Genomic DNA, 22,627 nt, shown 5'->3' on the forward strand with positions numbered 1-22,627 from the left:
TAATTTTCCGGCAAACGATGCAGGGTTCTTTTATACTATTTCGTTTACAAATCATTCTCCAAATTGGGAAAAATATTTCCGCTATAATATTTCTGGCAATACGGAAAGCGCATATTCCGCAAGGCTATGGTCTTCCTCGCCTGTGCCACCGCTTATACCAAGACCTCCAATAATCGTATCTCCGGACTTCAGTGGCACACCGCCTCCGAAAATCACGATCTTTCCACCGTCCATTTTATCAACACCGTAGAAGGTTCCACCTGGCTGTGCCAGTTTGGATAATTCCATGGTGGACATCTTCACAGCGACAGAGGTATAAGCCTTTTTCAAAGCAACATCAAAACTTACCAGAAATGCTCCGTCCATTACATGAACGGCAATTGGATTTCCCTCCGGACCGCAAACTGCAATAACCGCTTTCTTACCGCGGCGAAGAGCTTCCTGTTCGATTTTCCCAATCAGCTTTTTCGCGACCTCCAAGGTAATCTTATTCTGCATTCCCATGCGGCGCAGTACAGCCTGGATCACTGCTTCGTCTACAGAATCAGAGGTACCAGATATGGGAGAATTTTCACCTTTCGTATCCACGCTCACGCTTCCTCCTGCCATTTTCCCAGTTCCATCTGCCTGTATTTCCATGTTTCCAGCAGACAGGCCATTTTCTACAGTCCCTGGCGTTCCTGCCATCTGACCTGCCGCCTTCGTTTCTTCATAGCGGGCAAGCACGTACAGATAATCCACCAGGCGGTTCATGTATTTCTTACTTCCTGTATCGGAACCAAACTTCACACTTACAGTGGCAAGATCGCGCTCTGCCCTTCTTGCAACAGCCCGAGTCACATCAATCTCCGCAGACAAACGACAGGCACCAGGCAGAGCTGCTTCCTTTGGTAAATGAAACAGTCCCTCCAGACGATCAATCTCTTCTTCCAAAAGCACTGTCTTATCATCATTTATCTTATAATCCCTATTATATGGATCCGCCACTCCTGCAGCGATCCTGGTCAGATTTTCCTGGATCTTCTCCAGAAAACGATAAGTATCTGCGTCCCCGATCATGGTTTTCAGAACTCCAATATGACAGGAAAGTTCATCTATAGTTCCCTCCAACTGAACTCTGTCATCAGCCTTAGAAACATTTTTCGTGCGGACAAGATTGGTAGTTCCCTTGTCACCATTTTTTGTATAAATACTCATAGGACTCTCTCCTGATCTTCCTTATATCAGTACACTGAACACGAAGCAATACATAGCTTGCTTTTTCTTCACTATACTAATAAAGTATTTAAAATCAGCTTAAGACAGATCAATTAAGCTCTATCTTAAGCTCATGTTCTTAAAACAAGATAATACACGTCCTGCAAATTTTGCCCATTATCGCGGCAGTCGCCAAGGTCTCATGCATCCATGGACATTAGCTTATTGCCCGCGTAATTTAGAATGACCACAATTTCTTGTAGATCTTCACAATATCTTCCTTGGTTGGAACTCTTGGGTTGGCCGGTGTGCAGGCATCCGCAAGTGCTGCGTCTGCCATCTTGTCAATTGCCCCGAAGTACTCGTCTGGTGAAATCGTTCCGATTTCCTGAATGGTAAGCGGAATATTCATCTCTTTTTGCATAAACTGGATCCAGTTTACAAGAGATCTTACAGACATTACTTTGTTGTAATTGCTAAGTCCAAGAATGTGGGCGATATTTGCATATCTCTTTACTGCCGGAAGATATTCTTTCTGGCTCTTGCTGTGCTTGTTGATATTCGCATTAAACTCCACAATGTGTGGAAGCAGCATAGCGTTGGCACGTCCATGAGGAATATGGAAAACAGCACCAAGCTGGTGAGCCATACTATGTGTAATTCCCAGTCCTGCTGTGTTAAAGGAAAGCCCTGCAAGACAGGAAGCTACGTGCATTTTCTGACGGGCATGCATATCACTGCCGTCAAGGTATGCTCTTAACAGAAAGACTCCGCAGATTTCAATTGACTTTTCTGCAAGAGCAGATGAAAATTCATTGTGATTGATACTTACATAAGACTCGATTGCATGAGTCAGTACGTCCATACCTGTATCTGCTGTGATAGAAGGTGGAACGCTCTTTACCAGCTCTGCATCCAGAATTGCCTCATCAGCAGTAAGGCTTTCTGAGATCAGCGGATACTTCACATGGTTCTCTGTATCATTTACAACTGCAAAAGAGGTAACCTCAGATCCAGTACCACTGGTAGTAGGAATTGCAATAAGACCCACTTTTCCGTAATTGTTGATCTTCAGGGCAAACTCACGGATTGCCTTGGAAGAGTCAATTGCAGAGCCGCCTCCGACAGCTACTACAACCTCCGGCTGGTACTCCAGAAACTTCTTTACACCTTCTGCGATTTTTCCTACCGGTGCGTCCGGTACAACATCACTGAATACTTCAAACTCCTTGCCACCGCTTTTCAGTGGGTCTGTGATCAGATTGATCATTTCCCCTTTTGCGATGAATGGATCTGTGATCACCAGAACTTTTTTGTATGGCAGTTCTGCCAGTCTATCCAGGGCATTGTCACCAAAGTGGATGACTGTTTTCATTTCAAAAGTTTTCATAATTCAATGCTCCTTTATTGCAGCTCTCTTTTGTACTTTTGAAAGCTTCTATCGGACAGATTCCGGATATCTGCACTCCACACCCTCTTTTTCAAAAAGCTTTAGCCATTTGTCAGAAGGCTTCATATCTGTCACAACAATATCAATATCCCGCAGTCTTCCTGCAACGGAAAATGCGGTCTGGTCAAATTTCGTATTGTCCACAACCAGGATCTTCCTACGTCCGGAATCCAGCATTGCTTTCTTCGCCGTTCCAAAAGCCTCCTGTGATTCCATCACTCCCCATTTCTCATCAAGAGCCTTGCAGGAAAAGACCACAGTATCTACAAAATAAGAGCGAATGACTTCTTCTGTCCGGGATCCAAGGAAGGCAAGGTAACCTTCCTTCATCATCCCACCTGTGGAAATAATGTTCCACCCTGACACATCTGCCAGTTCCAGAAGAATCTCCATGGAATTGGTGATCATAGTCAGACGCTCCTTTTCTTTTAATGCTTTTGCAACGAACACCGCAGTTGTACTGGCGTCCAGAAGCAGATGTTCCCCGTCATGCACAAGAGAGGCTACGATTTCCGCCATCTTCTGTTTCCCAACTACATTCTGATTCTTACGCACGTTAAAGGGAAGATCAATGCTTACATCTTCATTGATCACAGCTCCGCCATAACTTTTAATGGCAAGCCCTTCCTTCTCCAGCTTGTCCAGATCCCGTCTGATGGTCTCTTCGGATACTCCGTATAACTGGCTCAGTTCACTTACTACTACGCGTTTTTCATTCTGTAATTTCTCAAGGATCAGATTTCGTCTCTCTAATGCAAGCATATTCAGATCCCCTCCGTGTTCGTTTTATTGGTCAGACCAGAATTACAGAAGGCTGTCGATCATTCTCTTATCCGGATGTGCGATAACAGATGAATCCAGATACATGCCTTTCTCAGCAACAAGCTCTTTTGCTCTGTCGATTGATGCGGATACGGCAGAAACCTCACCAGTGATCATCATGTAAGATTTTCCGCACATACCTTTTGCAATACGAAGCTCAATAAGATCTACAATTGCAGTCTTTGCAGCCTGATCTGCAGCCTCGATAATGGAAGCTGCGTCATATGTTTCAAGAATTCCCAGTGCACTGATCTCCTCAACCTGAGTAGTTCCGTAAATAGCCGGGAAAAGAGACTCGTGTGGATTACCCAGTACGAAGCTGTCAATACACTTGTCCTCATATGTTGTTACAGCTGTATCAACGGCAGCTTTTACCGCACTGAGATCACCGGTGATAATTGCAATATATTTACCCGGACACACGGTCTGCGCCTCAACGATTTCTACATCAGATGTCTTAACCATTGCATCTGCTGCAGTAACGCCGGTAGCTGTAGTTTTGAATTCAATCATTCCGATTGCTTTACTCATTTTCTGCACGTCCTTTCTAATTCTTTGCAACTACGATCCAGCGATCTGTCACTTCGGTAACTTTACCGGAGATGGTTGCATGGATACCAACACTTAAGCCCTGGGCCGGGGAAGCGATCATCTGACCTCGTGCCACCTGATCTCCAACCTTTACAATTGCCTGCGCCGGAGCTCCGATATGCTGGCTAAGAAGAATTTTAACCTTTGGAATTTCAACCAGTGTCTCGTCCATTGGTGCGTCTTTGTCGTATTTTGTAAGACCAAGACGTGCCATCAGGCGTTCTTCCGGAACCTTGCGGTATTCTCTGGATTCCTTAACTGGTACTGGCTGTACTCCCTGAGGAGGACGAATACCTTCCTTACGAAGTCCACCCTTCATGTCTGCAAGAAGTGTTCTTGGAGCAAGGCTCTGAGGACATGCGTACATTTCACACACACCACAGGAGCTGCAGAAGCTTGCATTAATGTAAGGATTTACATCTCTGAAATCCTGATTGGAAGCTGCGCGCATGAAGCGTGCCGGATCAATCGGATGTCCCAGATTGTTACGTGGACAAAGATCAGTACAAGTATTACACTGGCAGCAAATAGATGCTGCGCGTTTTAAATCTATAGCAGAAGTCCGCATCTTCTTCTGTACGATTAAATGGTCTTTTGGCAGAACCAGAATCGCATTTGTTGTCTTCGTCACAGGGTCAGAACCTTTTCCGATTCTTCCCATCATCGGTCCACCAATAAAGTAAACCGGATCTTTTACAGTAGTTCCGCCTGCCTGTGCAACTACGTCATCCATGGTACATCCAAGAGGTACTCTTACAGTTACCGGATGATTTACCTCAGCTACAACAGATACATATTTAGATGTTACAGGCTCTTTTTTCTCTACTGCCTGGTATATATTATACAATGTCTCTACGTTGAACACTGCCACTCCCTGCTCAATAGGAAGTCCGCCAGGTCTTACAACTCTACCAGTTGCTTCGTAGATCAGTACAACCTCATCACCCATAGGATATACTTCATCCAGAAGATGGATGCGCATTCCCGGGAACTCTTCAATATGCTGTTTCAGAGCATTTACTGTCTGAACATAAGATTTTTTGATTCCAATAATGGCCTCAGAAGCTCCAACAGTCTCCTGAACCATATGGAAGGTTTTCATAATTTCGTAAGCGTGCTTCTCTAATAACTGTCTATGTAATTTCAGTAAAGGTTCGCACTCTGCACAGTTCATAAGAATGGTATTGGCTTTATCTGTCAGCTTCATATATGTAGGAAATCCTGCACCGCCGGCACCAACTACACCATTCTCCTGTATAATATTCTGTAATTCTTTGATATCCATGGCGTTACTCCAATCCTGCACCGTCATCAACGATACCTACAATGGCGGCATCTACCGGTGCTGTTTCTACGCCGCAGCCAATTCTTGCCGCGCTTCCTTGTGCCACCAATACATATTCTCCGATTCCTGCACCGATAATATCGATTGCAACAATCTGGCTGAGGTCACCTTTCATGTGATGAACCGGTTCCACGATCATAAACTTATTGCCGATCAGCTTTTCGTTTTTTCTTGTGGAAACAACGCTTCCTACTACCTTGCCAACTATCATGTGAACCTCCAAATTTTATACCAGTTCAGCCACGCACGTATCTGTCCCCAAATCCTGCATGGCTGAACATTTTATTTTCGTAATGAGGAATGTAACTTCCGCTTCATTACTTTATGATTGTAACTGTATTGCCTGTGGCAATTTTTGCTGCATTTGCTTCATCTGTATCAATGTGCATCTCCAGTGTAAAACTGTCGTCCACACGGATCTTCACATGATTGAAAATAGTACCTCTCTCATTGTCTGCCTTAACAGAAACGATATCTCCGTCCTTCACGCCGGCTGCCTGGGCATCCTTCGGGGACATGTGGATGTGGCGCATTGCTACGATACATCCCTCTTTCAGATAGATCGCACCTTTCGGTCCGACAATAGCGATAGGAGCACTTCCCTTAACATCTCCAGACTCACGAACCGGTACTTTCATACCAAGCTTGATGGCATCTGTAGCTGATACCTCAACCTGGGAAGCCTTGCGGACCGGTCCGAGAATGCGGACATTCTCGATGGCACGGAGCTTCAGTCCAACGATGGTTACTGTCTCATTGGACGCAAACTGTCCTCCCATCAGCTCTTTCTTCTTGGTGAGCTGATATCCTGGTCCGAATAAAGCTTCAACATGTTCCTGTGTCAGGTGGATATGTCTTGCGGAAACTCCGATCGGCACCATGAAACCATTGCCTTTTTCTTCTTTTTTGTTAAGAGCATCCAATACCATTCTGGTGATCAGCTCAACATTATTGGTTTCCAAAAGTACACCTGCTTTCTTCCTGGATTATGTAATAATCTAGGCGTGAATTATTTGAGAACTGGAAGAATCTTCTCAACATCAGTATGAGGTCTCGGAATTACGTGTGTAGCTACAAGCTCTCCAAGTCTGGATGCTGCTGCGCTTCCGCTCTCAACTGCAGATTTAACTGCTCCAACATCTCCACGAACCATAACAGTTACAAGACCGGATCCGATCTTCTCTGTTCCAACTAATGCAACGTTAGCTGCTTTGCACATCTGGTCAGCTGCCTCGATAGCTGCTGTAAGTCCTCTGGTTTCTACCATTCCTAATGCTTCCTGTGTCATGATTTTTTCCTCCTTATGAATTGCTGGTTTCTCAGCTTCTATGTGTTTGCTTTCTGTAATCTCTTTGTCAGCTGCAGTGGTCTTCGGCTCTTCTGCCTTTACCTCTGCTGCTTTTGCTTTGGTTGTTCTGGCCGTTCTTCTCGGAGCGGCTGCCTTTTTAGGGGCTGCTTTTTTCGCTGTCTCTTTCTTTTCTTCGTCAGCCATTATTCATCCCCCTTTTTCTTTCTCCATCGACTTGCGCTTAACTCCACCATTTTGACGATTTCCTCATGGGGATTGGCAATTACTGCATAGCTTGCCGGTTTCTTGATGGCTTGTGTTGCGGCCGCTTCCACGGCCTCTGTAACAGCTGCCACATCGCCTTGTACAATAATGGTCACCAGTCGTCCGCCCAGCTTACGCTCCCATGACGCCAGCTCAACGTCTGCCGTTTTGCACATGATGTCCAGGGCATCCATAGCCGCTACAACACCTGTGATTTCGATAAAACCATATGATTTACTCATGAGCGAACTCCTTTTTGTTCATTAGATGCTTGGAAGGATTTTCTCCACATCTGTATGAGGTCTTGGGATTACGTGTGTAGCTACAAGCTCTCCAAGTCTGGATGCTGCTGCGCTTCCACTCTCAACTGCTGCCTTAACAGCTCCAACATCACCGCGAACCATAACAGTTACAAGACCGGATCCGATTTTCTCTGTACCAACCAGTGTAACCTCTGCTGCTTTTGTCATTGCATCTGCTGCCTCGATTGCAGCTGTAAGTCCTCTGGTCTCTACCATTCCTAAAGCTTCCTGTGCCATGATGAATTCCTCCTGATTTATCTCATCTTCTCAAGTACGCTCCAGCGTACTTGCTGTGAGGTACCTGTCATGCTCCGCATGACTGTTCGTTATTATTATAGATGTTTCTTCACTGGTTAGCAATAACTATTCCTTATCCAGTGCGCTGATTTTCAGCATTTTTTGTGTACCGGGTTCCGGATTTGGTATTACGTAGTGCTGTACCACACCGGTCATACTCTCTGCTACTCTGATTCCAGCTTCCACAGCCTCTGTTACATCAGAAACGCTTCCGCGGAACTTGATGCAGACAAGGAGCGGTACCGGCAGACTGTCCGCATTTGCAGGTTTATTTTTATCAAAAACCTCCAGATGGACATTTGCTGCCTTGCAGCCGGCGTCGGCCGCCACAAATGCTGTTGCCAGTCCGAACACCTCCAAGATTCCTACAGCTTCTGCCATCTTGATTCTCCTTTATCCGGCAATTATTTATTTACAACTGCGATCTTAAGACCGGTCATTGCAAGGTTCTTCTTTAATGCTTCATTGATCTCCTCAAGCGGATACTTGTCTGTGATCAGTTCAGACATTGGAAGTCCGATTGCGTTTGCTCTCTTAAGGAAGTCAAATGTTGTAACGTAATCTCTTAAGGTGTATACCCAGGAGCCTACGATTGTGATCTCTTTGGAGCAGATGTCAAAGTGCGGGTTGATTGTAGCATCTCCACCATTGATGAAGAAACCAAGCTCGCAAAGACCGCCGCCGTTGCGGATAAATTTGTAGATGTTTGCATGAGCAACAGGTGATCCTGTGCACTGGAATGCAAAGTCTGCAAGATGTCCGCCGAACTGATCCTTAACAGCCTCAGCAAGTGCTTCGATTCCTTTGTGCTCCATGAAGTTTACGCTCATGGTAGCGCCCATTCTCTTAGCGAAATCAAGACGCTGCTGATTTCCATCTACTGCGCAGATGTTCTCGATACCCATGGTACGAAGAACTGCGATGCAGATCAGACCAATCGGTCCGCATCCCTGTACAACAACTCTGCTGTTGAAACGAAGGATACCAGTTGTTTTTGCTCTCTCAACTGCATGTACAAGAACTGCACATGGCTCGATCAGGATACGGGAATCCAGATCAAGGTCGCTTACGTTGAAGAATGTGCTTCCGAAGTTTCCGCCTCTGATGAAGATGTAATCAGAGAACCATCCGTTCAGATGTACATCATCATCTGGAAGAAGTCCGTATACGTCAGCTCCGCCAACGTTCTTTTTGTTCAGGTCGAACATTGTGATCTCCGGATCATCCTTGAAGATCATACAGGTAACAACTTTATCACCGATCTTAACTGGTTTTCCAGCTGTATCAGTCTTAACATTTTTACCCATGGCAACGATCTCACCAGTTCCCTCATGTCCAAGTGCAACTGGGATCAGGTTAAATGGGTCTCTCTTGAATTCGTGAGCATCAGTACCGCAAACGCCGCAGCCTTCTACTTTAACAAGGATGTCGTCGTCACCAACTGGTGGAATCGGGTACTCTTTGATGTCGAAATGCTCTTTCTCAGTCAGAACTGCAACGTGTGCAGTTTTTGGGATAGCGCCTGCCGGTGCAGCAGCAGCTGGAGCTGCAGCTGGTGCAGAAGCTGCCGGTGCAGTTCCAGCCATTCCAGCAAGAACCTGTTTTACGATTTCTTCGATATTTACGTTATTCATATCCATTTTTATGTTTCCTCCTGTCAGCGAATGCAAAGGCTGTCTGCCATTACGCAGCGTCTTCTCTTGGTGAATGTGCTTGCGCTTGTAAGTCCCTCACCGGTACGGCTTGCGATTGTAAATGTGCAGTAACCCTCTCCGCCAAATCCAAGTGCTGCATAGGAAGGTGCATTCTTAACAAGGATTGCGGTATCGATTGCTTTCGCATATTTGGTGATATTGTCAATGTTCTTGGAATGAATGTGTGCAGAGTGGCGGTTGCCATGCTCAAGCCATACGGCCTGCTCTACTGCATCATCAAAGTCTTTTGCTCTTACAACGCCAAGGATCGGCATCATAAGCTCTGTGGCGATAAGTGGATGTTCCTTCGGTCCCTCAAATACGATGCAGCGGATGTTTGCAGGAGCATTTACTCCGATCATGGAAAGTAATGTTCTTGCGTCACGTCCAACACATTTACGGTTCAGCTTGCCGCCTGCAAGAACAGTCTCAACAAGTTTGTCCTGTTCTTCCTTGGAAGCCAGGTAACAGTCATTCTCGCTTACCAGATAATGCATAAGCTCATCTGTGATAGAAGCAACTGCTACGATTTCCTTCTCTGCAATACAAGGAAGGTTGTTATCGAATGTACATCCATTTACGATATCCTGGGCAGCTTTTCTTACGTCTGCCGTCTCATCTACAACTGCTGGCGGGTTTCCTGCACCAGCACCGATTCCACGTTTTCCAGAGGAAAGAACTGCGGTAACAACGCCAGGGCCGCCTGTCGCTGCGATAAGTGGAATATCTTTATGTTTCATCATGATATTGCTTGTCTCTAATGTAGGCTTCTCTACTGTAACTGCGATATTGTCCGGGCCGCCTGACTCCAGGGATGCCTCGTTCAGAAGGTTGATCGCATAAATAGAAGTCTTGATTGCTGCCGGATGTGGGTTGAATACAACTGTATTTCCACCTGCCAGCATGCCGATGGTATTACACAGAATGGTCTCACTTGGGTTGGTACACGGAGTGATCGCTCCGATTACGCCGAATGGTCCCATCTCGATCAGGGTTAAGCCTCTGTCGCCAGACCATGCTGTTGTGCTGAGATCTTCTGTACCTGGGGTTTTATCAGCCACCAGATGGTGTTTCAGGATCTTATCTCCTACATTTCCCATTCCGGTCTCATCAACACCCATACGTGCAAGGATTTCTGCATTTTCTTTGGTTTTTCTACGAATGCAGGTAATAATTTTTTCTCTCTGGTCCAAGGACATTTTCCGAACGATCTTCTGAGAAGCTTTCGCTGCCTCGATGGCTTCGTTCATATCTTTGAAAATTCCATGTTTACCGGCCGGAGCGTCTGCAATCTGCATTTTCGCCATTACTTCCTGTACAATATCCTGTACCATGCTTTCGCTGATTGGCATGAGATTGTTCCTCCTTAAAAATCGCCTGCAGCTGCTCGGGTTTCTCACAGCTGCCAGCCTTTATAGTTTTTGATTATTTCAGTCCTAACTGAGCCATAACCTGTTTTGTGATCTTAGCCACTAACTCTGCATCTGCGTTAGCTGTATCTGCTGCTGGAGCATCGCTTCCACCAACGAAATCATACTGATATCCTGGGAACTGTTTGTAGTCCTCATTGTGGCAGGCACCGCCGCAGTTGTGGCAGTTCATGCCATCTTTGTTCTGACAGAGGTTTGCAGGATGTTTTCCAGGCATACCGAATTTACGACGGATCTCATAAAGCTTCTTGATGTTCTCTTTGTCGAATTCCTTCGGGCCACCAAGAAGTTTGCTCTGATACAGAAGCTGCGCATAAAACTCTACAGACTCCATCTTCATGTATGCAGCGTTCAGGTCTGTGCTCCATGTAAGAGCTCCGTGGTTCTCAAGAAGAACTGCATCAAAGTATGGAAGATATTTCTCAAGGTTGTCCGGAATTTCCATTGTTGAAGGTGTACCGTACTCAGCGATCGGAACGCATCCAAGAGCGATAACAGCTTCTGGCATGATTGGCTGTGTAAGCGGGATACCTGCGATAGCAAAGGATGTTGCATAAATCGGATGAGCATGTACAACAGATCCTACATCAGGTCTCTTCTCATATACTCTCATGTGCATCTTGATCTCAGAAGATGGTTTGAATCCTGGGTTAGCCTGAAGAACATTACCCTTAGCATCTACTTTACAGATGAACTCTGGAGTCATGAAGCCTTTGGATACACCAGTAGGTGTACAAAGGAACTCATTGTCATTCAGTTTTACGGAGATGTTACCGTCATTTGCTGCAACCATGTTACGGTTATAGATTCTTCTTCCGATGTCGCAAATCTGTTTTTTGATTTCGTATTCGTTTACCATGCTTTTTTCCTCCTTAAGCACATTCAGGTACGGTGGATTATGTAAGTTATAGTACCGCACCGGGTAACTTATCATGGCTAGGCATAGCTAGCCTGTTACTTTTTTGGTTATGGTGTAAGTTTACACCATTCCACACCATAAGTCAAGGTTTTTCCGTTGTTTTATGTTGTTTTGTGTGGAATTTTTCCCAGGTTGCTATGTTGTTTTTCGTGGTTTTCCTGTTTTTTCCACATCTTCCTGATTGGCTTCTGCTTCTTCCCATGGCATCACATCCCCTTCTTCCCGAAGATGCTCCAGGATTTCCGGGATTCCCTGCTGTTTCTTGGAATCCACATAAAAAATGGTCTTGCAGCCGGCAAGCTTCAGCCAGGATGTGGCAAGCTTCACGTTGGCATTTGGATCATTGATCTTGGTCACGATCCCGATCACCTCACGGTTCGCCATGCAGGTGATACAGGGCGGGAAAAGGCAGTAGGGCTCGATGGCGGAAACCAGCAGGCCTACCACATCAGATTCATATGTATATAACGCCAGGGCGTGTCCCAGTCCCTTGGTCTGGGCATACTCTCCTGGCGTATCCACGATCACATCAAAATTATTCACATACTGTGTTTTATGGTAATGTATTTTTCACCGCGCAGGGCCTGGGTAAGAGTGGTCTTTCCTGCCTCGCTGCGGCCGATCAGAACAAGTTTCTTCATATTATATCAGGTCCTTGTGATCGGGCATAAAGTAAAGCCCAGTTTATTTCCCACGTAGTCCAGAATGGCGCTGGTGGATGCTTCCACTTCTGATACCGTACCGGTGATGATCAAGCTGCCGCTGAAACGGTCTACAAATCCCAGTTCGATCCCGGATGACTTCATAGCGATATCCGCCATAATGATAGCGGTCTCTGCCGGGCTTACGGTCATGATTCCGATGGCTGCCCTTGAATAATCCAAAGAGGGATCCAGCCCCAGTTTGGTATAAAGGATCTTATCCGGATTGGCAATGATGTGGGCCAGGGAAATCTGTTTGCCCGGAACCAGCTCCTGCACAATTCGCTGTTTCATTTCCGGAGACATATTATCTGTATATCCCATTTTTACCTCCTAAAACGGACATGCCGCCCAGCGGCGGTATCACCATATTTGAAAGTCCGTATCTTCCTATAATCATATTTCTGAATATATCCTTTTTTTAATTATACCTTTCCATTTCTTCACTGTCAACAAAAAGCAACAGGTATCAGCATACTATATGTGGTTTTTTCTGTGTTTTAATGTTGTTTTTATTTGTTTTCTATCCTTTTTCCGTTTTTACTGTTGACATGTTGTTTTTCCCCTGTCATACTAAAACAAAGGAGTTGATTTTATGTATCTTTCTGATATACATACTCATTCTATTGCCAGCGGACACGGCACCAGCTGTACCATCAGCGATATGGCGAAGGCAGCTTCCCGGAGGGGGCTGAAGCTTCTTGGGATCACAGATCACGGGCCGGCTACTCTGGCAGCTGGGACTTCCTCGTATTTTCGAAGTCTGACCTATTCCCCCAGGAAACGTTTTGGAGTAGAATTATTGTATGGAATTGAACTGAATATTCTGGATACAGATGGAAAAGTAGATCTGGAACAGGAGCTTCTTAATAAGCTGGACTATGCCATTGCCAGCATGCATGATCAGAATTTCCATCCAGGGACGCAGAAAGAAAATACCACAGCATTTTTGAATGTAATGAAAAATCCAGTGGTAAAAATACTGGGACATATTGACAATACCCGATATGATGTGGATTACGATGCAGTTGTAAAAGCCGCTGGCGAAAATGGCGTAATCCTGGAGATCAACGAAGCTTCCCTGGCTCCTTACGGATACCGGGGTGACACACGGGCTAACTGTGCACAGATTCTGGCCTGCTGCCGGAAGCATCTGGTTCCTATCGTACTTTCCAGCGACAGCCATGGGGCCGAACATATTGGAGATTTCACTTATGCTGCTGATTTCGTCCATGAGGCCATGTTTCCGGAAAGCCTGATTCTCAACAACCAGATTCCCAAATTAAAAATGCTGTTAAGTATAAGATAGCGAAAATCCAGGCACGCAGTGTGAAATGCCGTCTATCCGATTGACTATTTCTCATCTGTATTTCCCTGCTCCGCCGCTCTTACTTTCTGCATCATTGCCGCCAGTTCCTGGTATTTTCCAGTCACATAGCCGTAATTTTTCCTCTTATGGGGAAGCTGGCAGTTGGTGCAGTCCTTGAAGCCTTTTTCGTTATATTTAAAATTTCCGCCGCACTTATCTCCCAGTGCATAAAGAGGGCAATAGCAGAACAGGCAGTTAAAATCTTCCGGGTCTGCCCCTTTGTGGCAGGGGAAAAATTCGCATTTCTTGTGGCTGAAATAAGAGTATTCTTTGTCTTCCCAATATTTCTTCTCCATACTGTTCTCCTTATCTCCTATGGTTCAAACTCTTCTGTGCAAACCGTTTCATAATGTACAGCGCTTAAGCAGCACAAACTTGTTTCCACCAGCTGACTACAATGTGTTTTTGCAATAAAAGAGTAAAAAAAATACCGCTATAGCGGTTTCCAAATCATCATCCTTATTTAAGAGGGAGCGATGCTACCCCGGGGTAGAATATGATCCGTTCATATATACGCGGAGGGAACGGTTTCATCCGAAGTAGTATCGCCTGCCATTTAATCTGTATAATTCTTCTGAACAGGCGATTATTCCATAAAAAATGTCCACTCACAAAAGCGGACAACATCTCGGGGCTGCGGATTCCCCAAAACTGGTTGTTACACTTTCATCGGAAGTTTAACCTCGCCATACCAAGCAGGTTTCCTGGCTCCAGGATCATCGCTCCTCTCTCCTTCTCATGCATCTGCACAATGGACTCTGAGATTCGCTCCTCTGTTACAGTGACCGGATCGCTCAGGTTTCACACCTGATTCCCTCTTTCTGCCAGCTCATAGCCGTCAGCACTTAATATGTTCAATATGGAATTATACTGACATTATAATACCACCAGTCACTGTATTTGTCAACGCTTAAGGAGAAACTTTTGTTATTTTTTTATCAACCTGTTACTGGTCACGGAAAGAACAGTAACAGCACTCTATAAATGCTACCTGCAGGTTGCCTGCCAATGACTGCACGGGATATTGTTCATAAGCAAAGTTTAACGCGATTCAGCCTACGATTGCCCGGATCTCCTCCACCAAAACCTTCGCCGTCTTCTCATGAGATTTCTGTCCTGGATGCTGTCTTGAGCCAAATTCTCCCTCCAGGGTATCTGGCAGTTTCACAAACTTCACCCGTTCATCCCCAGATTTTACCTTATAATTCTGAATCGCATTTTCAAGGGTAGGCTGGATTCCAATTCCAAGCATTCCGTAGCACCACAGGATGTAGCTTTCCGGATTATAGTCACGCAGTTTTTTCAAAAAATCCTCTACTGCTTTTCCCACCTTTTCCATGTCCTTGGTGCCGCTGCCGTCATTTGTTCCCAGATTTACCACGATCACGTCCGGCTGAAATTTCTGGAAATCCCATTTTTCAAAAGCTCCCAGTTCTTTGTTTCTCTCTCCGTTCAGCAGGCCGCACACCTGCTCATAATATGGCGGGATTGCCTGTTTTTCATCACCTTCCCAGGAACAGAAAACGCCCCATCCGCTCTGGCTTACGCAGTGATAGATTGCATCCAGCTCTTTTGCTGCCATATACGCATAATTATCCACACAATTAAAGCAAAAAGAATTCCAGGTCATTTCCCCGCCCGCTCCACTTCCGCCTTCCCCGGAAGTGATACTGTCCCCGATCACCTCCAGCCTCATTTTCGGCTCTTCAAGAGGGCAAAATTCTCCATCTGTCTGCACACCCAGTATCTGGAATAGTGTTTTCTCATCTGTTGGAAAAGCCGGAGTATCACGAAGAAGCTTCACATTTCGTATCTTATCCCCCTCCATGTTTCGAAAGAGACAGATTTTCTGTTCCCCTTTGTTTACCATAAGGCGCTGGCTCATCGCACCGTCTACGATTACGTCCGCCCAGGGCTCAAACAGCTCATAATCTGAGCGAACCGTCACCCACGCTTCTGTGGCCTTTATATTCATTTCAATCCCGGAAGCCGTCCAGAACAAGGTAACCGGCTCCAGACTGCCATTTGTCCGGCCAAGTACTCTTAAATATGAAATTTCCCTGATCTTATAATTTTTCAGCATCTTCTTTTCCTCTCTTCTGGTTCTATGAAGAGCATTTTTCGTTATCCTAGACGATTTAGCAGCTTCACAGCTGAATGCATAACAGCTATTGCTATTATACTTCTTTTCTATTTACATTTCTATATTCCAATAGAATTTTCCTCCTATAAAAAAGCCCTCCCGGACTTTTCATCCGAAAGGGCTCTCATATTCATTTATTCAAACTACACAAGACGTCTTACAGAAGTAATGGTTCTGTATGCAGCATTGTCGCTGATCTTGATTCCATCTCTGGAGTTGGAAGCATGTACGATCTGTCCATTTCCCATATAAATTGCAACGTGTCCGCCATAGCAGATCAGATCACCTGGCTGTGCATCTGCATAAGATACTTCATATCCTGCATTCTGCTGTTCATAAGAGGTTCTTGGAAGACTTACACCAAAGTTTGCATATACACTCTGTACGAAGCCGGAGCAGTCAGCACCGCTTGTAAGGCTTGTTCCGCCCCATACATATGGGTTTCCAACGAACTGGGTCGCATAATCTACAACAGAAGATCCGGAACCGGAAGAACTGCTGGAGCTGCTGGAAGAGGAATCATCAGAAGAATCGTAATCTACTGTATTCTCTGTATCAATCACATTGCCGTACTCATCATATTCATAATCAGAAGAAGAATCGGAAGAACCGCTTACAGCGTTTCCATCTTCATCATACTCTGCATCCTCAGAAGAATCAGAATCTCCGCTCTCCTCAGCCTCCTGTGCTGCTGCAGCTGCTGCAGCCTCTGCTTCAGCCTGGCGTCTTGCTTCTTCTTCAGCTGCAATACGCTCTGCCTCAAGCTGCTCAATTTCAGCCTGCTGCTCTTCCAGAAGGTTTGCATACTCAGTTGCCTGCTGCTGTGCATATGCGATCTCATTCTCGCAATCTGCATTGTTGGCACGGGTTACATCCAACTGATACTGAAGATTAGACTGCTGAGCCTCATACTCTTCTTTCATTGTCTCGAAATCAGCTTTCTCCTGCTGATACTGTTCCTCTAACTTCTGAACCTCTTCAATAGTTCTTGCATATTTCTGAAGGCTCTCTCTATCCTGCTCGTACATCTGCTGTGTGTACTCAGCTCTTGTAAGAAGATCTGCAAGGTTATCTGCGTTCAGCATCATCTGGAACCATGCATTGTTTCCGCCTTTTTCGTAAAGGTACTGGATACGTTTTTTCATGGAGCTGTACTGTTTATCTTTGGCGTTCTGAGCCTTGGTCAGATCGCCTTCTGTTTTCTCAATTTCCTCCTGCTTGGAAGCAATATCATTCTCAAGAGTCTGAATGGAAACCATTACATTTACAAGATCAGAATTCAAAGATTCGATCTGGCTCTCAAGCTGCTGTTTCTGCTCCCATAAAGCACTCATACGCTCATATGTAGCATCCAGCTGCTGGCTTGTCCAAGCCTGCTCTTCTCTTAAGTCGCTCTCACGGTCAGCCATTACGCTTACTGCCTGTGAGCCGCACATTAAAATTGCCAGTGTCAGACATACAATTCTTTTCTTCATGTTTCATCACCCTCGTTAATCTTTTTGATAATCTAAATAGCTCAATTTGTAATATGTTTGCAATATCTTTTTCAATCTTGCTACATATTAACACACCCTTGAAAAGATTTCAACCCTAAATTGCAATAAATTTTAAATTTCTGTAACATTTCGTAATATATTTGTTTTAAACAAGTCAACCACATTCTGTGAATCCGGCTTGTTATCGCGGCAGCCGCCGAATTCTTATGCAATCTCCAGCTTGTTGTTTGTAAAAAAGAAGGAAACCAGCGTCTTCACTGATTTCCTTCTATAAAATATCTTATTAATTCTTATTACTTGCCAAACAGATCATACAGGATCTGGTCTGCTGTCATGTTTCCATAACCATCCGGATCAGAAAGGACACTGCTGTTCCATCTTAAGAAATTACCATTACGGATGTAATTTCCAACTGAAGGATGATAGCTGAAAATGTTATATCCAGCATACATGGACATGTACTTCTTCGCCAATGCAACTGCCTGGCTGGAATAATCACCTGTAGGAGTGGTGGTTCCAGAAATCTGAACACCAGCCTGTGGGGTAGAATGTACGATTACAACACTCTTGTCACTGCACTGTCCAATTACGATCCAGGTATGTCCGGAGTTATATCCAATATCGCCAGGCTTCAGTGTCCATCCATTCTGGGACAGATAGCTCTGATTTACAATGCTTCCCCAGCCTTTGCCTGAATAGTAGCTTCCGATTTCACCGGATACAACCGTATATCCATATCCTACATTTGACTGTGTCTGCATTACCTGATAAGCAGCCCATCCTACAAATCCGGAACAGTCAAATCCCTTCGCTCTATTCGAAGTAGAAAGATCACGATAATTATTGTAATTATAGGCAGATGGATTGGAAGACCATTTGTTATACCAGTCTGTCATTGTCTGGCTCAGACCTTTTCTTGTGGAATCATTCCAGCCGCCGCCCCATACATAAAGGGCTTTTCCAACAGGCTGCAATGCGCCAAGCAGATAGTTCTTAATGGTCTTGGTACCTGTATTGGTACTTGGAGTCGGTTCATTCTTTTTCTCGCCCAGGCAAATACCCGCACTTGAAAATTCATATTTTACGCCATCAATGGTCTGGATACCAGTATACATGGCGCCTGATGTCTTATCAAAGTAGTACTTGGTTCCTTTATCCTTATTCTCTACCCAGCCCGTGGCCATGGCGCCTGTACCGCTGTAGAAATAATATGTAACATTATTGATCTTCTTAAAGCCAACCGCCATAATACCGTTGGTGGAGGTGGAGGAAGTACTCTGGAAATAGCGCTTCACACCAGAAGAGCTTGTCAGCCAGCCTCTTGCCATAATTCCGGTCTTGGAGAAATATCGGGTATTTCCCTTGCTGTCCTTTACAAAGCCAGTGGCTGCAACTCCTGACTTCGCATAGAGATAATAGGTCTTACCTCCCAGCTTCAGCCATTTCTTCTTCATATAACCGGTAGACGGGGCAAAATAACGTCTCTGTCCTTTAGAATTGGAAAGCCAGCCTGTTACCATAACACCAGCTTTGCTTGTGAAGTAACGTTTTCTTCCCTTGCTGTCTTTCAGCCAGCCTTTCACCTGAACACCGTTGGATTTCTTAAAGTAGTATTTCTTGCCGTTCAGTGTTAACCAGCCTTTGACTTTCTTGCCATTCTTGTAGTAGTATGTTTTTCCACTTACTGTACGGAATCCATTCTTCTTCGCAGCCTGTACCTCTACAGAGGATGCATGACATGTAAAACCAGCTGCCATGACCATCATAAGCAGCAGGATACTCCACAGTCTGAATTTTTTGCGTTTACTTTGCATACTTACCTTCCTTTTTTAAATCACTTTGATATTTTTATCACAAGTTTTACAAAGTTGTTACATCTTTATGTAGCTCATTATATTACAGATTCTGCTTACCGTCAACATGAAAGTAAAACTCTGTAAGATTTGCACAACATTTCTGTATAATTTTGCAAGTATTCAGCAGGTGCTTCCCGTGCTTATCACAAGAAGGCTCGCCTTTCTGTATATCGCAAAGCATGTAACTGTGAAGGTACTATAACCTGCGTAAAGCAAAGCATCTATCACAGGGGACTTTGGCCAATTGCCCGTTATGGTCTCAGCTGCCAGGCTCTTATGCAATCACATCTTTTTCCCACATACGAAAAAAGAACAGCTCTCACGAAAATTGCAGAAGCTGTCCTCTTTTTTATCTTTTGTAATATGTCTGTTATAGATTATAACAAATGTTTTCTTAATTCTTCCCCGCTTGTAGCGCTTAAGTAAGCTGGTGCCACATCAAATACAGTCTTGCATCCCTTCTGGCCTTCCTGGTTCATGCGATATGCAGCTCTTGCATATGCTACGATTACAGAAGAAGTAAATTCCGGGTTGGAATCCAGTTTCAGGCTATACTCGATCACATGGCTGTTCTCATCATTCCAGCCAGTCTTTCCAGTACGGATCACAAATCCACCGTGTGGAATTCCGCTGTGGTCACGTTTCAGTTCTTCCTCAGAAATGAAATGCACAGTGGTATCATACTCATCAAAATAGTTCGGCATGGTCTTGATCTCGTTCTCGATTCTTGCAAGATCAGCGCCTTCCTCAGCTACCACAAAACACTCTCTTGTGTGTTTCTCTCTTGTAGTAAGCTCCGGGTTCTTGCCGCTTCTTACAGCTTCCAGTGCAGACTCAACCGGGATTGTGTACTGCTTGCCGTCTTTTACACCTTTGATGCGGCGGATTGCATCAGAATGTCCCTGGCTTACGCCTTTGCCCCAGAATGTATAATCCTTTCCATTGGTCAGGATTGCATTTGCATACATACGGTTCAGAGAGAACATTCCCGGATCCCAGCCTACAGAAATAATTCCAACATGGCCATTCTCAGAAGCTGCTTTATCAACATTAGCAAAATGCTCCGGAATTCTCTTATGAGTGTCAAAGCTGTCTACTACATTAAACCACTGGGCATATTTCGGTGTCTGCTCTGGCAGATCCGTAGCACTTCCGCCGCAAAGGATCATAACATCAATCTGATCTTTCATCTTCTCGGCGTCATCTACAGAATATACCTTGGCTGTCTCAGTCAGGATCTTAACCGTTTCAGGAGCACGACGGGTAAATACACCCACCAGTTCCATATCAGGATTGTGTTTGATGGCGCACTCTACGCCACGTCCTAAGTTACCATATCCCAGAATACCAATACGAATACTCATTATCTGATTCCTCCTATACCACCGCATACCGGATGCTCTGCATCACCTTTTGAAAAAGCAGGTCGGACTGCGGTATCTATCTCTATTTCACGCTTTAACAGTTTAATACGTGTGAGTTTTCTTGTCAATTGCTTTTTGTAGAAAATTAGCAGCACAGCACGCCGCTTCCCGGGCAGCACATTCCACAAAGGGCATTTGCCAGACACAGCTTCAGGCACATATCATCCCCAGCCACTGGCATTCCGCCAAATGGCCCCTGCTGGGTTTCATACCAGCTTCCGCCGCCTTCCATCCGGTTCAGAAGCATACGATACTGCTGGTTATTCGGCTCCAACCGCACAGCTTCCCGGATATGCTCAAGGGCTTTTACATTATTTCCCATTCCCATATTGGCCATGGAAGAAATGTAATACCACTCTCCATTCTTCTGGTAAAGGGAATTCAGCACATTCATAGCCTCCTGATAATGTCCGCTCTGGACAAAATTTGCCGCCGCACGTCTGCGGACGCTCTCTTCATCCTCGTAGGTACTCTGGCGCTGCTGTCCTCCGAAACCTCCGAAGCCGCCATATCCATAACCGCCGTATCCACCAGAAGCTCCGCCGCTGCTTCCATACTCCCGTTCTTTCATGATCTGTTCGTATGCCTGCTGCACTTCTTTAAACTTCTCTTCTGCCTGGTTCTTGTTCGGATTATTGATATTGGCGTCCGGATGATACTTCCGGCTCAGCTTTCTGTACGCCTTTTTAATTTCTTCATCTGTCGCATTTCTGGAAACTCCCAGTACGCTATATGGATCCAACATGTTCTTTCTCCCGTTCTTCCCTGCGCTTCCTGCTCACTTCCTCAAAGCGGCACCACACACCGGAATATAAAATGTTCCGAAGAATATCCCCATATTTTATAATAGGAAGCTTCTCGAATTCTCTGCAGGTTTCCGCCATCATCATCATGAGGATCTGGCGTACTTCCCCCTCAAACCCTTCCATTGTATATTTTTTTGCGAAAGGATTGTAATCTTTATTTTTCACATCCTCTTCCACATCATCATATGCGTCCAGAAGATAAATGAATTTTCCAAGATAAAAGCCTATTCTTCGAAGGCTTCTCTCCCACTCATCCTGCCTGTAGGCAAGGATCTCCTCCATAATATGCCCGAAAATTCCGGACATTCTGTCAATGTCTGTCTCTCCCTCTTTTTCCAAAGCGGAAAGCTCATCCAGAAGCTCCACGATCCGCTTCGCCTTATCCGGATAAAGCTTTAACAGACGGTTATTTTTCCCCTCCAGAAGCTTTGCATAGCCAAGCTTCACATATTTTCGGTCGTCATTCCAGTCATCCAGACATTTATAATAAGTAAGAAGAATGTTCATGTCTGCACAGTACTCTGTCATCACATTCTTCCGCACTGGCTGCTTTCTCACCGGATGAAGCACACATCTGGTTGTTCCTTTATAGGTCTTCGGCTCATAAAGCCCGGAAAGTAGCATGATCACAAAGGTCATGTCATAACTCAGTGTAATCTGGCCGGAAATCCCGTATTTTTCCCGCAATTCCCTGCAAAGACCGCAATAAAAGGATCTGTACATGTCAAAATCCTTCATCTTGGTCTCCGGCTTGTTCATCACAATATATCCAAACATATCAGCGCCTCTTTATAAATTTTGTGTGACACTTTGGACATTCGATCTCCACTTTCTTAAAACCGCCTCTTGGAATACGGATCTTCTGGCCGCAGCCCGGGCAGCTGTAAATATGATAATCCTTGCGCTGGCTCATCATCCGCTTTTCTTTCTGGAAACGGGCTCTTAATTTGTCCGTTGCCTGCAGATATTTCTGATTTTCCTGATAACGCTTGGAAATATTTTTGGAAAAGATTCTGAAATAAGTATACACAATTGCTACCATACCAAACAGATCCAGGAAAGCTCCAATTCCACTTCTGGTTCCGGTAAACAGAGTCAGCACAATAGCAACCAGTGCCACTCCCATAGTAAATCTGGAAAACTGATCCACTCCATTACGTCCCTGCATAAACCTCATAAATTTTTCTCTCAATAGAATGCCTTCTTTCTTTGGCGCTCACCTGCTGACAGGCA

Annotated in this window: 24 protein-coding genes, 1 pseudogene and 1 riboswitch; of the genes and pseudogenes, 1 reads left to right on the plus strand and 24 read right to left on the minus strand. The window is 45.0% G+C overall.

Translation table 11 applies throughout. The annotated features are described in order from the left end of the window. Nucleotides 1–81: 81 nt before the first annotated feature. The 16 genes and pseudogenes from LIQ05_RS00870 to LIQ05_RS00945 all read right to left on the minus strand — a co-directional run bounded on the left by LIQ05_RS00870 (nucleotide 82) and on the right by LIQ05_RS00945 (nucleotide 12,624). Nucleotides 82–1,197, minus strand: a complete 1,116-nt coding sequence (locus LIQ05_RS00870) for a cob(I)yrinic acid a,c-diamide adenosyltransferase (RefSeq protein ID WP_226817961.1) — start codon at nucleotides 1,195–1,197, stop codon at nucleotides 82–84. A 238-nt stretch (nucleotides 1,198–1,435) separates the two neighbouring features. Further along, on the minus strand, nucleotides 1,436–2,587 hold the full coding sequence (locus LIQ05_RS00875; protein ID WP_226817962.1) for a 1-propanol dehydrogenase PduQ: 1,152 nt from the start codon (nucleotides 2,585–2,587) through the stop codon (nucleotides 1,436–1,438). A 48-nt stretch (nucleotides 2,588–2,635) separates the two neighbouring features. Continuing rightward, the gene (locus LIQ05_RS00880; protein WP_226817963.1) at nucleotides 2,636–3,409 is read right to left on the minus strand and encodes a DeoR/GlpR family DNA-binding transcription regulator; all 774 of its coding nucleotides are present in this window, start codon (nucleotides 3,407–3,409) and stop codon (nucleotides 2,636–2,638) included. 42 nt (nucleotides 3,410–3,451) lie between these two features. Next, nucleotides 3,452–4,000: a BMC domain-containing protein gene (locus LIQ05_RS00885; RefSeq protein ID WP_118577770.1), complete on the minus strand. Its 549-nt coding sequence runs from the start codon at nucleotides 3,998–4,000 to the stop codon at nucleotides 3,452–3,454. A gap of 16 nt (nucleotides 4,001–4,016) precedes the next feature. Continuing rightward, on the minus strand, nucleotides 4,017–5,345 hold the full coding sequence (locus tag LIQ05_RS00890) for a 4Fe-4S dicluster domain-containing protein (RefSeq protein ID WP_226817964.1): 1,329 nt from the start codon (nucleotides 5,343–5,345) through the stop codon (nucleotides 4,017–4,019). 4 nt (nucleotides 5,346–5,349) lie between these two features. After that, complete coding sequence (locus LIQ05_RS00895; protein WP_117850917.1) at nucleotides 5,350–5,616, minus strand: EutN/CcmL family microcompartment protein; 267 nt, start codon at nucleotides 5,614–5,616, stop codon at nucleotides 5,350–5,352. A gap of 106 nt (nucleotides 5,617–5,722) precedes the next feature. Continuing rightward, on the minus strand, nucleotides 5,723–6,367 hold the full coding sequence (pduL, locus tag LIQ05_RS00900; RefSeq protein WP_177290545.1) for a phosphate propanoyltransferase: 645 nt from the start codon (nucleotides 6,365–6,367) through the stop codon (nucleotides 5,723–5,725). Between the two features lie 47 nt (nucleotides 6,368–6,414). Next, entirely contained in the window at nucleotides 6,415–6,693 is a 279-nt protein-coding gene (locus tag LIQ05_RS00905) for a BMC domain-containing protein (protein ID WP_005427721.1), read from the minus strand. 203 nt (nucleotides 6,694–6,896) lie between these two features. Beyond that, nucleotides 6,897–7,199: a BMC domain-containing protein gene (locus LIQ05_RS00910; RefSeq protein WP_226817965.1), complete on the minus strand. Its 303-nt coding sequence runs from the start codon at nucleotides 7,197–7,199 to the stop codon at nucleotides 6,897–6,899. A gap of 21 nt (nucleotides 7,200–7,220) precedes the next feature. Continuing rightward, on the minus strand, nucleotides 7,221–7,496 hold the full coding sequence (locus LIQ05_RS00915) for a BMC domain-containing protein (protein ID WP_118577773.1): 276 nt from the start codon (nucleotides 7,494–7,496) through the stop codon (nucleotides 7,221–7,223). A gap of 126 nt (nucleotides 7,497–7,622) precedes the next feature. Beyond that, the gene (locus LIQ05_RS00920; protein WP_226817966.1) at nucleotides 7,623–7,937 is read right to left on the minus strand and encodes a BMC domain-containing protein; all 315 of its coding nucleotides are present in this window, start codon (nucleotides 7,935–7,937) and stop codon (nucleotides 7,623–7,625) included. Between the two features lie 23 nt (nucleotides 7,938–7,960). After that, entirely contained in the window at nucleotides 7,961–9,196 is a 1,236-nt protein-coding gene (locus tag LIQ05_RS00925; RefSeq protein ID WP_226817967.1) for a zinc-binding dehydrogenase, read from the minus strand. A 17-nt stretch (nucleotides 9,197–9,213) separates the two neighbouring features. After that, the gene (locus LIQ05_RS00930) at nucleotides 9,214–10,602 is read right to left on the minus strand and encodes an aldehyde dehydrogenase family protein (RefSeq protein ID WP_226817968.1); all 1,389 of its coding nucleotides are present in this window, start codon (nucleotides 10,600–10,602) and stop codon (nucleotides 9,214–9,216) included. Between the two features lie 73 nt (nucleotides 10,603–10,675). After that, the gene (locus LIQ05_RS00935) at nucleotides 10,676–11,539 is read right to left on the minus strand and encodes a class II aldolase/adducin family protein (RefSeq protein ID WP_226817969.1); all 864 of its coding nucleotides are present in this window, start codon (nucleotides 11,537–11,539) and stop codon (nucleotides 10,676–10,678) included. A 195-nt stretch (nucleotides 11,540–11,734) separates the two neighbouring features. Further along, nucleotides 11,735–12,240, minus strand: a pseudogene (locus LIQ05_RS00940) (EutP/PduV family microcompartment system protein). Nucleotides 12,241–12,246: 6 nt separating this feature from the next. After that, entirely contained in the window at nucleotides 12,247–12,624 is a 378-nt protein-coding gene (locus LIQ05_RS00945; protein ID WP_021924989.1) for a BMC domain-containing protein, read from the minus strand. Nucleotides 12,625–12,895: 271 nt separating this feature from the next. On the opposite strand from LIQ05_RS00945, the gene LIQ05_RS00950 reads away from it, so the two are divergent. Beyond that, entirely contained in the window at nucleotides 12,896–13,609 is a 714-nt protein-coding gene (locus LIQ05_RS00950) for a phosphatase (RefSeq protein ID WP_226817970.1), read from the plus strand. A 44-nt stretch (nucleotides 13,610–13,653) separates the two neighbouring features. On the opposite strand, the gene LIQ05_RS00955 is transcribed toward LIQ05_RS00950, so the two are convergent. From LIQ05_RS00955 to LIQ05_RS00990, 8 genes are all read right to left on the minus strand, one after another. After that, nucleotides 13,654–13,965, minus strand: a complete 312-nt coding sequence (locus tag LIQ05_RS00955; RefSeq protein ID WP_226817971.1) for a cysteine-rich small domain-containing protein — start codon at nucleotides 13,963–13,965, stop codon at nucleotides 13,654–13,656. 380 nt (nucleotides 13,966–14,345) lie between these two features. Beyond that, nucleotides 14,346–14,533, minus strand: a riboswitch (cobalamin riboswitch). A gap of 187 nt (nucleotides 14,534–14,720) precedes the next feature. Then, nucleotides 14,721–15,752 carry a GDSL-type esterase/lipase family protein gene (locus LIQ05_RS00960; protein WP_226817972.1) on the minus strand — a complete coding sequence of 344 codons (1,032 nt, stop codon included), beginning with the start codon at nucleotides 15,750–15,752 and terminating at the stop codon, nucleotides 14,721–14,723. A 203-nt stretch (nucleotides 15,753–15,955) separates the two neighbouring features. Continuing rightward, a complete protein-coding gene (locus LIQ05_RS00965; RefSeq protein ID WP_226817973.1) occupies nucleotides 15,956–17,287 on the minus strand; it encodes an NlpC/P60 family protein in 1,332 nt (443 codons plus the stop codon). Nucleotides 17,288–17,601: 314 nt separating this feature from the next. Further along, nucleotides 17,602–19,122, minus strand: coding sequence for an N-acetylmuramoyl-L-alanine amidase family protein (locus tag LIQ05_RS00970; RefSeq protein ID WP_226817974.1), 1,521 nt, complete (start codon nucleotides 19,120–19,122; stop codon nucleotides 17,602–17,604). A 419-nt stretch (nucleotides 19,123–19,541) separates the two neighbouring features. Next, entirely contained in the window at nucleotides 19,542–20,528 is a 987-nt protein-coding gene (locus LIQ05_RS00975) for a diaminopimelate dehydrogenase (RefSeq protein ID WP_226817975.1), read from the minus strand. Nucleotides 20,529–20,673: 145 nt separating this feature from the next. After that, on the minus strand, nucleotides 20,674–21,333 hold the full coding sequence (locus LIQ05_RS00980; RefSeq protein ID WP_226817976.1) for a J domain-containing protein: 660 nt from the start codon (nucleotides 21,331–21,333) through the stop codon (nucleotides 20,674–20,676). Next, nucleotides 21,317–22,171, minus strand: coding sequence for a DUF5685 family protein (locus LIQ05_RS00985; protein WP_226817977.1), 855 nt, complete (start codon nucleotides 22,169–22,171; stop codon nucleotides 21,317–21,319). The genes LIQ05_RS00980 and LIQ05_RS00985 overlap by 17 nt, the downstream gene beginning before the upstream one ends. A gap of 1 nt (nucleotide 22,172) precedes the next feature. Beyond that, on the minus strand, nucleotides 22,173–22,586 hold the full coding sequence (locus tag LIQ05_RS00990) for a hypothetical protein (RefSeq protein ID WP_226817978.1): 414 nt from the start codon (nucleotides 22,584–22,586) through the stop codon (nucleotides 22,173–22,175). Between the last annotated feature and the right edge of the window lie 41 nt (nucleotides 22,587–22,627).

Origin of the sequence: Blautia glucerasea (assembly GCF_020537505.1) — a bacterium.
Classification (GTDB): domain Bacteria; phylum Bacillota; class Clostridia; order Lachnospirales; family Lachnospiraceae; genus Blautia_A.